Here is a 14,352-nt window from a genome sequence, read left to right on the forward strand (position 1 = left end):
TGGAACAGCTCCTTTGTTGTAATCGAAAAGGTTAGTTTAGTACTTCTTGCATTGCTTCAAATAGTTGCTCGGTAGAGATAATACGCTCGCCACCGCCTTGTACCATCTGATCACTGCCGCCGCCTTTTCCATTAATGAGTGGCAGTGCCTTCCCGGCAATGTCCTTCATACTCTTTTCAACTTTTGCACCACGTGCTGCAACAAACTGAAGCTTGTCTTCATTTTCTGAAACAAGTAATACGATAGCTTCTACCTGCTCAGTGACAACAGTTCGAGCTAATTTTTGAAGCTCTTGCATAGTCCGTTGAGTAAAAGCGGCAGTAATAAGGCGTTCTTTACTAGAAACTAACGCTTTTGCTTCGTAATTTAGCAGCTCTTCTTTTGCCGCTACAAGTGCCTTTTCTGTATTTTTCTGTGTTGTTAAGATTTTTGTAAGTGCTGTAGCTGCTTCAATTTCAGGTACACTTAATTGTCTTGCAACGTCAGCTAGAACTTTCTTTCGCATGGCTAGCTCCGCTAAAACTCGATGGCCACATACAAAGGAGACACGAATATTGCCCTTCATTTTTTCTATGCCTAGGATTTTTATTGCGCTGACTTGTCCTGTTGATGTTGGATGTGTACCACCACAACCGTTGTAATCAAAGTCTGGAATAATAACAAGTCTAATATCTCCTGTAACGGCTACATCTTTACGTAGGCTGTAGTTCTCTAGTTCTTTTTCTGTAATCCATGTCGTGTCAATTGGGCGGTTCTCTAAAATAATTTCATTGGCACGGGCTTCCGCGGCAACAAGCTGTTCTTCCGTTAGGACATCCACGGCAATATCAATTGTGACTTGCTCACTACCTAAATGGAAGCTAACAGTTTGTGCATCGAAAAGCTCGACAAAGGCCGCAGTTAAAATATGTTGACCTGCATGCTGCTGCATATGATCAAACCGTCGTTGCCAATTCAATTGTCCATGCACTTCTCCAACTAAGCTAGTAGGGTCGCCTTGAATATAATGGCGAATTTCATCATTGATTTTCTCGACCTCGATAACCTCGATATCGTTTAAAGTACCAGTGTCATGAGGTTGTCCGCCTCCCGTTGGATAAAATGCAGTATTTGATAGCACCACGTAGTTACGGCCATCTGCATCTCTTCCTTTATTGATAATTTTTGCATTAAATTCACGTAACATAACATCTTGATAATATAGTAGCTCTTTCAAGAAAAAGCCTCCTTTATGTAAGAGAATCACGTCTCTCAATTAATTTATTTTCATTGTGGCATAATTACTTTCGAGTGTATACGAGTTTTCTATTTGACCCATGCTGAATTTGATTTAATATATAAGAATAGGTTAACTTAAAGGAGATCGTACAATGGAAATTACACAATTCTCAATGGAAGAAATTTTAGATCCAACAAACATTATTGAAGGCAAGCGTTACGAATTTATTTTAGATGTAGATATTGATGAAGAAGATGAGCTTTATCACGAAGCAGGAATTGAAATTCGTGTACTAATCGCTGAAAAAGGTGAAGAGTCATTTATTTTAAATTACTTCATCATAGAAAAAGCAGAAAGTGAGTATTTAGATTTTGCATTAGAGGATGAAGAGCTAGAAGAGATTTTAACATTCTGCAAAGAGGAAATCGCAAAAGCGTAGAGGTCTGCGTAAAAGCATTTCCAACAAAAATAAATATTTTCTTATTCGATAAAATTCCGCTTTGCTTTCTGTGGACAGGCACGAGTTACATTGGTGTACACTTGTTTGTCTCATGGGAGTTTAAGTGGAATTTTAACTTTACATCACTAATTAAGGATTATTTAAGATTAATGAAATAGTAGTGTTGTGTTAAAAGGGTAAACTAAGTTTAAGAAATTCTTAGGCTTAATCACCAAAGCGGCTAATTGGATGCACCGTCCCAGAAAGTGCTCAGCCAGAACGGAAAACAAACCTATGGTGAATAGCCGATTTTTAAACGAAGAGGTGTTCTATGTCAGTTTATACACATTCTATAATGGTAGCTTTATTAATAACAATTTTCTCATCCTTTATGCTATTTGTACCTTGGCTTATTTATACGTATCGGAAATATGGCTACTTATCTGTATCCAAAACGATTATTACGTTCTCATTTATTTTTTACTTTTTATCGGCATTATGCTTAGTTTTATTGCCTTTCCCAGAAACACGTGATACTTGCTCTTTGCAAGCCCCAGATACAGTCCATTATAATTTACATCCTTTTCAATTTGTTACGGATATTTTAAAGGATAGTGGGATTGTTTTGACGAATCCTTCAACATGGATTTATATACCGAAGCAGCCTGCTTTTTTTCAGGCATTTTTTAATTTCTTGCTGCTCATGCCTTTTGGCGTGTACTTGCGTTATTTCCTTAAAAAAAGAAAGTACTGGAAACGTGCATTTCTATTTAGCTTTTTGCTAACATTGTTTTATGAGGTAACCCAATATACAGGAATTTATGGCATCTTTAATTGTGCGTATCGAATTTTTGATGTGGATGATTTAATACTTAACAGTGTTGGTGCACTATTAGGGTTCTTCTTAGCCCCTGTTGTGTGGGCGCTGTTTCCTTCTCATGAAAAGGTGACGGCTAAAGCAGCAGAAATGGTCGAGAAAGATATTGTCAAACCATTATCGATATTGTTGGCACTAGCAATAGATTTATTTATAGCGCAAGTCATTTTGTTCTTCGTTAGTGTCGTAATAGGCTATAGTGGCATTTTTGAGTTTTTAATAAAAATTGCTTTGTATTTGTTGCTCTTTGGTGTTGTTCCGAGTTTTACAAAAGGTGCAACATTAGGGATGAAGTTTATGCGATTTACAATGGTCAGTGAAAACGGCAAAAGTATTGTCAGTCAATCGTTGCGTCGTTGCGTTGCTATTCTCGTGATAGTCTGCACGTCGGAGATTATAACAATTATAGGGAACATAAAATTAGATATGGATTCACCATTTTATGTACTACAAATTGTCATTACATTGTCAGCCTTTATAGCGAACTTTGTTCTAATGATAGTTATTGCTATTCATGTTATTCGTGTCATTGTAAGTGGAGGTAGACGCCGTTTTTATATGGACTATTATGCAGGCTTATTAGCAACGAGAAAAAAATAGGGGGGATTGTTGGATGAAATACGTAATCATCGGAGGAGATGCTGCCGGAATGTCAGCAGCAATGGAAATATATCGAAATGTACCTGGGGCAGAGATTATATCTGTAGAACGTGGATTTATTTATTCATATGGGCAGTGTGGCTTGCCCTATGTTGTAGATGGGCGTATTTCATCGACAAAGCGTCTTATAGCAAGAGATGTAGAAACGTTTCGTGATAAGTACGGTATTGATGCTCGTGTTGGTCATGAGGTTAACGGAATTGATGTAGACAAGAAGCTTGTTTTTGGAACACAGTCATCTGGTGAATCATTTGAAATTCCTTATGATAAGCTCCTTATTGCAACAGGCGCGGATCCTATTATGCCGGTGAAGAAAGGTTCGGATTTAGCGGGTATACACACGGTGAAAACAATACCTCAGCTAGATGAGTTACTAGCCGATTTAACGCCGGATATAGAAAATGTAACAATTATAGGCGCAGGCTATATTGGGCTAGAAATGGCCGAGACGATCCATGCTTGCGGCAAAAAAGTAAGATTGATTCAACGAGGTAGCTATGTTGCAAGAATCCTAGATGAAGAGCTTGCACAACATGTTCATGAAGAAGCGAAAAAGAATGATGTCGAGCTTGTGCTAAATACAAAAGTAGAGGCATTTGAGGGGAATCACCGTGTTGAGCGTGTTATAACAGACAATGGCGCATTTGATACGGATTTAGTCATTATGGCTGCGGGGATTAAACCAAATACTCAATTTTTAGAAGGTACAGGTATAGCACTAGAGAAAAATGGTGCGGTTATCGTCAATCGACATTTAGAGACATCTGTTGAAAATATTTATGCCGCGGGAGATTGTGCAACGCATTTTAATATTGTGAAAGAACGCCTAGATTATATACCTCTTGGAACGACAGCTAATAAGCAAGGTCGTTTAGCAGGACTCAATATGTCGGGCAAGTTTGCGCCGTTTCGCGGGATTGTAGGTACGTCGATCTTAAAGTTTTTCAATTTAACGATTGCCACGACAGGTATTAATGAGCGTAATGCTAAAGAGCTAGGTTTTGAATATGAAGCCTTTAAATTGTCTGCGCGCCATATTGCGGGATATTATCCAGGTGCCCAACGGATGTTCATTAAAATTGTTGTTCGTAAACGAGATCAACAACTTTTAGGCGCACAAATTGTTGGTCCGGCAGGTATTGATAAACGGATCGATGTGTTTGCGACAGCCTTATACAATAAAATGACGTTACCTGATTTACTAGATTTAGATTTAGCCTACGCGCCTCCATTTAATGGTGTTTGGGATCCACTACAGCAGGTGGCCAGAATAAATGCGCGTTTATAACGAAAGGGGTTATTAGAAATGAGCATTTACGACATTCAGGTTGCTTTGGGAGATGGTACTGAATATAGCTTAGATCGTTATCAAGGCAAGGCAATGCTAATTGTTAATACGGCTTCCAAATGTGGTTTTACACCGCAGTTTGAAGAATTAGAAGATCTATATAAAAAATATCAGGATGAAGGTCTTGTTGTTCTTGGCTTCCCATCCAATCAGTTTAAACAAGAAGTGGCGACTGCTGAGGAAGCGGCGTCACAATGCCGTTTAACATATGGCGTGACGTTCCCTATGCATGAAATTGTGAAGGTCAATGGTAAGGATGCACACTCTATTTTTGAGCATTTGACATCGCATTCAAAAGGCTTTCTCGGCAACAGTATAAAATGGAATTTCACAAAATTCCTTGTGAATCGCAATGGTGAAGTTGTCGGACGCTATGGATCAGCTGATAAGCCAAGTAGCTTTGAGGACGATATTAAAGAAGTTTTATCATAATAAAGTTGAGGATTCACGCACAGTTTTGTGTGTGAATCCTTTTTTATGCTCATTTGAGGGTGGATGTCGATAAAAATTATAAGTTGGGTGATAAAATGCAAAAGTTTATCAATAAAACTAAAAAATTGGGCGATAAACTTCAAAAGTTAGGTGATATTTTGTTAAAACGTATGTCATGTGGATAGGTTGATTTAAGGTTGTTGTAAGCTTGGGACAAATTTGTTGTAAGTTTGAGGGCGTATACTAAAGTCAGAAAGAAGAGGTGAGCGTTTATGACGCCATTATTAAAGGTTCAAAATGTAGAAAAGACTTACGGCAAAGGCGCAAATACATTTACAGCGCTATCGAATATATCATTTGAAGTAAAAAAAGGAGAGTTTGTTGGTGTAATGGGGCCTTCAGGGGCTGGGAAATCGACGTTATTAAATGTGTTAGCCACAATTGATACGCCAACAACTGGTGAAATTATTATTGGTGATACAAACTTAGCGTGCATGAAGGATGCAGAGTTAGCAGATTTTCGTCGCGACAATCTAGGCTTTATCTTCCAAGACTATAACTTACTCGATTCTTTAACAGTTCGTGAAAATATCGTACTGCCTCTTGCGATTGCAAAAGTGCCAACAAAGGCAATTAACGCAAGGGTAGAACGCATAGCTACACTGTTTGGGATAAAAGACTTACTTGATAAATACCCATATCAAATTTCAGGTGGGCAAAAGCAACGTACAGCATCATCACGTGCGTTAGTAACAGAGCCGAAACTAATCTTTGCGGATGAGCCGACAGGTGCTCTTGATTCAAAATCAGCAACAGACTTGCTTGAAAGTTTAAGTGATTTAAATAATTCACAAGCGTCCACGATTATGATGGTTACGCACGATGCATTCGCAGCAAGCTTCTGTCAGCGCATTCTATTTATTCAGGACGGACAGCTTTCTAAGGAAATCCATCGTGGTACTCAAACAAGAAAGCAGTTCTTCCAAGAGATTTTACAGGTGCTTGCTGGCATCGGAGGTGGAGTAAATGACGTTATTTAGTTTAGCGCGAAAAAATGTTCAACGTAATTTGTCGAACTACTTTTTATATATCGCCTCGATGGTTTTTAGTATCGTCATCTACTTTACGTTTGTGACATTGAAATATAATGATGATCTTTCAGCATTAAAACAATCATCGCAGCAAATTAAAGGATTGATGAGTGCATCATCCGTTGTGCTATTATTCTTCATCATCATCTTTATGGCGTATTCCAATTCGTTCTTTATGAAGAGACGAAAAAAGGAAGTAGCACTTTACTCTTTACTAGGTGTGCGTAAGCAGAAAATTGGCTTAATGCTCTTTTTCGAGAATTTAGTGATTGGGCTTGTCTCTCTAGTACTAGGAATTGTTCTTGGATTCTTTATGTCACAAGGGCTATTAATGATTTTAGTTCGTTTAATGGGCTATGAGGTTGTAGGAAGTTTAACTTTTTCCTCTGAGGCTCTAGTAAATACAACAGGCATTTTTGCGCTACTATTTTTATTCACATCTTTACAGGGCTATCGTGTCATTTATCAATTTAAACTGATTGACTTGTTCCATGCTGAGAAGCAAGGAGAGAAGATTCCACGTGCATCATTAGTAGCAGCTATTCTTGGGGCAGCGCTAATTGCATTTGGTTATTACACAGCATCTGAAGATATATTTACAAGTGATATCTGGAGATTCTTCACAATACTAGGTACGCCATTAATGGTTATAGGTGTGACCATTGCAGGGACATATCTGTTATTCCATAGTGTTAGCGTATTTGTGTTAACGGCGTTGAAAAATGCAACTTCTTGGTCATGGAAAGGCTTGAACTTAATCGGGGTATCACAATTATTGTACCGTATTCGAGCAAACGCTAAATCGCTTTCGATCATCGCTATTTTAAGTGCGACGACGATTACAGCAGGTGGCGGCGTTTTCGGGATGTATTACAATGCGGAAGCAACTGTACGTCAAATGTTACCTAACACATTTATGTGGAAGGGTGAGACAGTAAAATTTTCGCAAGAAGACGTCTTGTACAACGAAGCGCTTTCTGTAAAAAATTTACGTGTCGATAATGAATATTCGTATTTTGAATATACATTATTAAAGGAATCTGACTATAATCGTTTAGCAAAATTGCAGGGGAAAGATGAAGAACTGCACATTGCAGATGGTTCAACAGTGTTACTTGATACAACTTTCGATGAACGTTTTTCACATGATTTTACGGGTGAAGAGTTTAAATTGGAGAACGGGGAATCATTCCATGTTGATAAAATGTATACGGAGAGTGTGTTAAACTTTTTACCAGCTGGTACAGTACTCGTTGTTAATGATAAAGTGTTCACAGCAACAAATGCAGAAAGTGTTAAAATGCAGGTAGTTGGTATGGATAATGACTTGAAGCAACAGGATATTTCAAAGGAGATTTCCAATCAACTAGCTACTGAACAGCAGGATGGGTTTTCAAGTGTTCCACAAAGTTATGAGGCTAGTTTAGCTACTGTAGGATCACTATTGTTTGTAGGAAGCTTTTTAGGATTAGTATTTTTAGCGGCGACAGGAAGTATTATTTACTTTAAAATTTTAACAGAGGCTGAGGAAGATCAGTCTAAATATGCGATTTTAAATAAAATCGGTGTTAATAAAAAACAGATATTAAAAACAGTTGCAGGACAGGTTGCCGTTATCTTTAGTGCACCACTCGTTGTTGGTATCGCACATAGTGCATTTGCGCTGCTAGCCTTTTCACAGTTATTTGGTATGGATATAACGAAACCAGTAATACTGTGGATGATTGCTTATTCTGCAATTTACGGCATATATTATATCTTTACAGTTCGTTCATTCTATAAAATTGTTAGACAGGGGAATTAAAATGAAAAAAGTATTCTTAGGTATAGGAGCATTGTTTTTATTGTTCGTAGCGGGTCTTGTTGTTCTAATGACCGTAGATTTTAACCGTTTAAATAAAGAAGCATACTATGTTCATATCACTTCTGATGGTGATCTAAAGGAATATAAGCTAGATACTGGAGAAATTATGAAGTCCTATTTGTACGAGCTACCTGCTTATGACGAGAACGGTGAAGAGCAAACATTGGAGTTTTCAGCTCAGAAAAATTTACGTCACGATGCATACTTGAAGCTTTATGTAAAAAAAGAAACGGAAGTATCATCATATGATGAAGTAAAATTCCATGAGCTACCAAAAAAAGTGCAAGAGCTAATGAAAAAATAAGAAGAAGGAGTAGTCCCTAGTTTAGGGCTACTCCTTTTTTTCTATTTGAAATTGAATGCTAACAGTTGTACCTTGTTGTCCTTCGGAGGTAATTGTTACAGTTCCTCCGTGCGCTTCAATAATGTCTCTAGCAATTGCAGTACCTAAGCCAGTACCGTGTGTTTGCTCAGTATTTGTCCCTCGATAATAGCGCTCGAAAATATGTTCAAGATCTTCAGCAGAAATGCCTTTACCGTTATCAGAAATCGTAATGGAATGATCTTCAACAAGAATAGTAACTGATACATCAGAAGGATTATGAAGCAATGCATTGTGTAAAAAATTCATAATCGCTCGTCGCATAAAGTGCTCGTCAATGTGATGCTTGATGACATCGTTAGTTGCATTAAACTCAATATTGGCTTCCTCATATTGAGGGGTATTGAGTGTATCTATAACGATTTCACGAATAAATTGCACCATATTTACTTCGGTTAAGCTGAGCGGAAGCTGCTGATGTCTTAAGCGCATAGTTAAATTTAAATCATCGAGTAAATCTTGCATATGCAATGATTGTTTTTCGATAATGTGAGCGTAGTCTCTTTGTTCATCAGCAGTCAATTTTCCATCATTCAGTAGCTCCGCATAACCACGAATCGAAGCAAGAGGTGTTTTCATATCGTGTGACACATTGCTGATCCATTCCTCACGCATCATTTCTAATCTTTTTCGTTCCTGCTCGTGTGCGGCAAGCTCTTTTGATACTTCATTTAAATTCTCGAAAACAGGTTTGTAAACACCACCTGGCATTTTACTAGAAACATGCTCATGATTTTTTAAATGACGAATACGTTCAATCATTGCGTGTAGGGGCTTGGTCAACGTTCGACCGAAAAGCCAGCCAACGAGTGTAGCTACTAATAAATCAGCAATGACAATAAGCAAACCAAACTTGCCAATAAACTGTAAGACGGATGAGCCAGAAAAATGAGTGACATATCTAGTAACGCCACTGCCCTCAATACCGATAAGATAACTAATACTTTCTTTACTTCCTACATATACGGTTGTATCTACGTCGAACTCTTTATATTTATAAACTTGAATTAAATCAATCGGCGCATAGTGTGCAGGAGCCTTCTCTGGAGCAAAATGGGCTTCAATGACCTGTCCATTATTATCAAGTAATTGAATCCAAGCATTTCGCTGATGCAATTGTTGAAGTCCATCCTTGCTTACCGATACCGTTCCATTACTTATATCAATATACTGTTGGAACTCGCGCACGAAGTTTTCCTCTGAATACGAAGTTGTTTTATCGTATTTATTTACCTGTTGGAAAATGAAAAAACCAATTAAAATGGCTGTATTCAGGAAAATAACAATAATAACAATAGACAGCACAGACAGAAGAAATCTAGCTGTTAATTTCCATTTCATACTTGCTCCTCTTTTGGAACGACAAATTTATAGCCAAGCCCTTTTACAGTTGTAATATACACAGGTTTTGATGCATCGTTTTCAACCTTTTCACGCAGCCGTCGAATATGCACCATTACGGTATTGTCTGAGCCGAAAAAGTCCTCTCCCCATACACGCTCAAATAGAGTTTCTTTACTTAAAATTCGATTAGGATTATTCATAAAGCAAGCCATCAAGCCGATCTCTTTCGCTGTTAGCTCCAATAAAACTTCGTCCTTATGTACCTCCGTTTCATCACCATTAAGTAAGAATGGGCCAACTTGAATTGACTTCGCGGAAGGATCTGGTGCTACTTCCTGCGTTTGATAGCCAGCTCTGCGAAGCTGTGCCTTCACACGATAGGCGACCTCTTTAGGACTAAAAGGTTTCGTAATATAGTCGTCTCCTCCGATGGCAAGCCCTAAAATTTTATCAATTTCATCATTTTTCGCTGACATGAAAAGCACTGGCACATGCGATACTTCCCGAATACGACGACATAAATCGTAGCCCTCGCCATCAGGAAGCATCACATCAAGAAGTACAATATCGGGTTGTGTTTGTTGAAAGCTCATCCAGGCTTCTTGAATGGAGCCAGCTGTATGAATTTGTTTATAGCCTTCTTTTTGTAGGCTGACTTTTAGAAGGTTTGCTAAATCTGCCTCATCGTCCACCACTAGAATAGTTGGTTCTTTCATGGTTCACACGTCCTTTCTTCTTTTTTATTAAAAACTGTTATTAGTATTTCAAGAATAGTGTATAGCTAATATGTTTAGCAGTAGAGAAATCACTTTATGTGACTCATTATAAATGAAATTTGTTTGAAAGAGGAGATTGAAGCACGAATGATGATTTTTTAATGAAAATCATCATTTCTCACAAAAATAGTTGAGAGTTTTAGTGAGTGAGCTTCGATATAGTTAGTGAAGAAGCTTTTTCAAATAAACATAAGGGGGGAGAAATGGTGAGATGTACAGCTAAAAACTTTATTAGCCGTCTGCAAAACCAAAAAGAAGATGCGCTTGAGTTTGTAATTGAGCATTATTCTGGCTTCGTGCATGCCATAGCTTATAAGATTCTTTCCGGTATTAATAAAGATTCTATTGATGACTGTGTTAATGATGTATTCCTAGCTATTTGGCAAAATGCAAAGCAATTTAAGGGCGAATCTGAGGATTTTAAAAAATGGATAGGGATGCTGACAAAATATAAAGCCATAGATTTATTCCGTAAACTTGAAAAACAACAACAAAGAGAAAAGGGAGATGAGGAGCTCTTGCAAAAGGCTGATATAAAAGATACACAGCAGGAGCTTTTGAAAAAGGAGCAACGAAACGATTTGCTATTAGCTATTAGTCACTTAGAAAATATTGATCGAGATATTTTCATGATGAGGTATTATTTGCAATTAACGAATTCCGAGATAGCAGAAGCACTGCATTTATCAAAAGCAGCCGTAGAAAATCGGCTTTATAGAGGGAAGAAGAAACTAGCATCAACAATACAGTTGAAGGAGGCATTTATATGACAAAGACTTATAAAGAGTGGCTGGACCTGGATGTGGATAAAATTGAACCAATTGAATTATCTGCACAGCGAAAGAGGAACCTTAAACAAACGATTTTAAAGAAGCAAGCAACAAGAAAGCGTATGCCAAAATGGGTACGTCATACAGCAGCGGCAGCAATAATTGGCATCAGTATGGTAACTACCGTAAGCATTGCTTTTCCTACACTTGCTTCACAAATTCCGTTTATGAAAAACATTGCTAGCAATTTTGATAATAAAAACACAATGTTTGAGAACTTTGATAGTCACGCAACGGAAATTGGACAGGTTCATTCTAGTAATGGCTTATCTATGATGATTGAAAATGCTGTGTATGACGGTACATCTCTGACAATTTCTTTTGCACTTGAAACAGATAAAGATTTAGGAGATTCTCCGTTTATAGAAGGAGACTTCATGGATATCAAAGGAGCTATAGGTGGTGGTGGAAGTAGCCGACTGGAAAAGATAGGTGATAATAAATATATCGGATTAGCAAATACAACACCTTATTTTGATAAAGAAGCACCAGATGAATTAGAAGTAACATGGAAACCAGAAGCTTTTCTCAACATGAATAACGATATAAAAGTGGAAGGGGATTGGGCATTTAATTTTAAAGTCTCTAAGTTAGCAGGTGAGCTACAGCTAGTCAACGAAACTGTTACAAACTATGATGTCATTGCTCGATTTACCGCCCTTGGAAAAAATGATATGTCCACTGTTATTCATTATGAATATGAAGTTATCCCAGAAGTGTTAAAAAAGTGGCCAGATGTTACAGTTCAATTTGATGAACTACGAGATAATCTAGGGAACACCTATGTAGTAAATGGAAATGGTTCATCAAGTCGAGAAGGTGGAATTTCTTATAAATCAAGTGCTACTGTACAGGCGATCAATCCAACTGCTACATCCATTACATTTGTTCCTGTTATTTATTTCTCCTTAGGCTCAGGAAAAGGCACGGAATTAAAAGAGATGGATCCTGTGACAATCCCATTAAATTAACACACGCTTACAAAGAAATGAAGTTTATTACAAAATAAAGTACAGACTTTTACAATACATTTGTAAGAGTCTGTGCTTTTTATGTGTATATGGTTGAAAACACACAAAATAAACGTCATAATTTTCCATGTACTTTGTAGCCCATATCTACTTCTATTGGACAAAAATCATGCATTTACATACAGGAAAAGCACTAGGAGAGAAGAATTTCAACGCTACTTTGATTATTCAATACATACGATTCATGATATCTTCCTCGAAATGGAAGGAATTATCGAGCTTAATGTCGAAATTAAATTTTACAATCGACAATTTACTACAAAGAGAGAAATCAAGCGTTGAAATCAAATTTAACAAAGATCAATATACATAAAATAAAAACTAGGAGCGTGACGAAAAAATGATAAACGAATTGCATGTGCTAGAAAAAGAAGAAATACAAAATGAAGATCTTGTACAGCAGCCGCAAGCCGTCGAAACATTATTCGTAAATGAGTTCATAGATGGTATTTTAGATCCACAACAGAAAATGCTTGGACCTGTCAAAGACGGTGGAACAATCATAGCTAATACGACACCAGGATGCTGGGGGCCGATGCTAACACCAACGATTCGTGGTGGGCATGAAGTAACAAAGCCTGTATTTATAGAAGGTGCAGAGGTAGGAGACGCCATTGTTATCAAGATTAAATCACTACAGGTAACATCTGTAGCAACAGCGTCTGGGCATGATGAGGCAATTATAGATCGTTTCATTGGGGATCCATTCGTATCAGTAAAATGCCCGGGCTGTGGTAAGCTTCATCCGAATACAGTTGTCAAAGGGATAGGTCGGCAGGTTATTCGCTGTTCGACATGTGATACTGAAACATCACCATTTAACATGACAAATGGCTATACTATGGCGTTAGATCATAAGGGGAATATTGGTGTCACGGTTGGGCGAGAAGGGGCTCGCCGTATTGCACTGGATGCGAAAAATTATATGCGTACACCTGAAAACTCTGTGCAAAATCCTGTAGTTGCGTTAGCACCAAGTGATTTGATAGGTGTTATGGCAAGAATACGACCGTTTTTAGGGCAGCTTGGAACGACGCCTTCAAAGGCAATGCCAGACTCCCACAATGCTGGTGATTTTGGTTCGTTTTTAATCGGTGCACCACATGAATATGCATTTACGCAGACTGAATTAGATACACACCGTACAGATGGACATATGGATATAAGCCGTGTTCGTGAGGGCGCAACCATTATTTGTCCAGTAAAGGTTCCAGGTGGCGGTGTGTATATTGGTGATATGCACGCAATGCAAGGAGATGGAGAAATTGCAGGACATACAACGGATGTTGCTGGTATAGTTCAGCTTCAGGTAAGCGTACTGAAAAAAGTAGCTTTGGACGGCCCTATTTTATTGCCAAATACAGAGGATTTACCTTATACGGCTAAACCTTTTACAAAGGAAGAAAAACGTCGTGCACGTGAGCTTGCAGAGGAATATGGCGTTAAACAAGTGGAGGAAGCATTCCCAGTATCAATTGTTGGCTCAGGAACATCGTTAAATGAAGCAACAACTAATGCTATAAGCCGTGCTGCAAGGCTGTTTGAGATGAGCGAACCAGAAATTATGAATCGAGCGACGATTACAGGATCGATTGAAATTGGCCGTCATCCAGGCGTCGTAACAGCAACCTTCCAAGTACCTAAAACTGTCCTGAAAAAAGCACGAATTTATAAACCTGTGAAAAAACAATATGATTAAATGCGTACGGTGAAGTCCAAATTGTCGCTTCGCTTTCGATGCAGAAAAAAACACGTCAAAAAATTTGACGTGTTTTCTTGTGACTATTTTGTTAGTTGCTCGTCTACTGTTGTGAAAATTGATTTTTCCCGATTGTATTGGTGAATGATGCATAGCTTTCGTGCGTACTATGGCGCTAGCTTTTATTGAGCTAGGGTTACTAACTTATGAGTGATTGTCCAATGAGTTCATTTAACGTTCTTTTTTTAGCCTTAACTTAATTTTTTAACCCATCCACGAGGGATTTGCCCCTTATAGATGGCTTTTTTTATGCTGCTGCAGCTGAAGTTGTCGATTTTGCACGAATACTTTTGTTGTCTT

The 14,352-nt window shown here is 38.0% G+C and carries 13 protein-coding genes; 10 read left to right on the plus strand and 3 right to left on the minus strand.

Annotated elements, in window-relative coordinates; translation table 11 throughout:
• Positions 1-31: 31 nt before the first annotated feature.
• Positions 32-1,216, minus strand: a complete 1,185-nt coding sequence (locus tag B1B04_RS17935; protein WP_079562771.1) for an alanyl-tRNA editing protein — start codon at positions 1,214-1,216, stop codon at positions 32-34.
• A 154-nt stretch (positions 1,217-1,370) separates the two neighbouring features.
• Between B1B04_RS17935 and B1B04_RS17940 the strand changes: the two genes are divergently transcribed.
• The 7 genes from B1B04_RS17940 (at position 1,371) to B1B04_RS17970 (ending at position 8,234) form a co-directional block, all read left to right on the plus strand.
• The gene (locus B1B04_RS17940) at positions 1,371-1,658 is read left to right on the plus strand and encodes a DUF6509 family protein (RefSeq protein ID WP_079562772.1); all 288 of its coding nucleotides are present in this window, start codon (positions 1,371-1,373) and stop codon (positions 1,656-1,658) included.
• Positions 1,659-1,989: 331 nt separating this feature from the next.
• Positions 1,990-3,135 (plus strand): VanZ family protein, encoded by a 1,146-nt coding sequence (locus B1B04_RS17945; protein WP_079562773.1) that lies wholly within the window; start codon positions 1,990-1,992, stop codon positions 3,133-3,135.
• A 13-nt stretch (positions 3,136-3,148) separates the two neighbouring features.
• On the plus strand, positions 3,149-4,483 hold the full coding sequence (locus tag B1B04_RS17950) for an FAD-dependent oxidoreductase (RefSeq protein ID WP_079562774.1): 1,335 nt from the start codon (positions 3,149-3,151) through the stop codon (positions 4,481-4,483).
• Between the two features lie 18 nt (positions 4,484-4,501).
• Positions 4,502-4,975, plus strand: coding sequence for a glutathione peroxidase (locus B1B04_RS17955; RefSeq protein WP_079562775.1), 474 nt, complete (start codon positions 4,502-4,504; stop codon positions 4,973-4,975).
• 272 nt (positions 4,976-5,247) lie between these two features.
• Complete coding sequence (locus tag B1B04_RS17960) at positions 5,248-6,015, plus strand: ABC transporter ATP-binding protein (protein ID WP_079562776.1); 768 nt, start codon at positions 5,248-5,250, stop codon at positions 6,013-6,015.
• Positions 6,002-7,870 (plus strand): FtsX-like permease family protein, encoded by a 1,869-nt coding sequence (locus B1B04_RS17965; protein WP_079562777.1) that lies wholly within the window; start codon positions 6,002-6,004, stop codon positions 7,868-7,870. The genes B1B04_RS17960 and B1B04_RS17965 overlap by 14 nt, the downstream gene beginning before the upstream one ends.
• A gap of 1 nt (position 7,871) precedes the next feature.
• A complete protein-coding gene (locus tag B1B04_RS17970; protein WP_079562778.1) occupies positions 7,872-8,234 on the plus strand; it encodes a YxeA family protein in 363 nt (120 codons plus the stop codon).
• 27 nt (positions 8,235-8,261) lie between these two features.
• On the opposite strand, the gene B1B04_RS17975 is transcribed toward B1B04_RS17970, so the two are convergent.
• Together B1B04_RS17975 and B1B04_RS17980 are read right to left on the minus strand one after the other, a co-directional pair.
• A complete protein-coding gene (locus tag B1B04_RS17975; RefSeq protein WP_079562779.1) occupies positions 8,262-9,653 on the minus strand; it encodes a sensor histidine kinase in 1,392 nt (463 codons plus the stop codon).
• The gene (locus B1B04_RS17980) at positions 9,650-10,372 is read right to left on the minus strand and encodes a response regulator transcription factor (protein ID WP_079562780.1); all 723 of its coding nucleotides are present in this window, start codon (positions 10,370-10,372) and stop codon (positions 9,650-9,652) included. Before B1B04_RS17980 ends, B1B04_RS17975 begins: the two co-directional genes overlap by 4 nt.
• Positions 10,373-10,635: 263 nt before the next feature.
• On the opposite strand from B1B04_RS17980, the gene B1B04_RS17985 reads away from it, so the two are divergent.
• From B1B04_RS17985 to B1B04_RS18000, 3 genes are all read left to right on the plus strand, one after another.
• Positions 10,636-11,202: a sigma-70 family RNA polymerase sigma factor gene (locus tag B1B04_RS17985; RefSeq protein WP_240518330.1), complete on the plus strand. Its 567-nt coding sequence runs from the start codon at positions 10,636-10,638 to the stop codon at positions 11,200-11,202.
• A complete protein-coding gene (locus tag B1B04_RS17990; RefSeq protein ID WP_079562781.1) occupies positions 11,199-12,233 on the plus strand; it encodes a DUF4179 domain-containing protein in 1,035 nt (344 codons plus the stop codon). Before B1B04_RS17985 ends, B1B04_RS17990 begins: the two co-directional genes overlap by 4 nt.
• A gap of 400 nt (positions 12,234-12,633) precedes the next feature.
• Entirely contained in the window at positions 12,634-13,992 is a 1,359-nt protein-coding gene (locus tag B1B04_RS18000; protein ID WP_079562783.1) for an acetamidase/formamidase family protein, read from the plus strand.
• Positions 13,993-14,352 lie beyond the last annotated feature (360 nt).

This window comes from Lysinibacillus sp. KCTC 33748, from assembly GCF_002237755.1.
Taxonomy (GTDB): Bacteria; Bacillota; Bacilli; order Bacillales_A; family Planococcaceae; genus Lysinibacillus.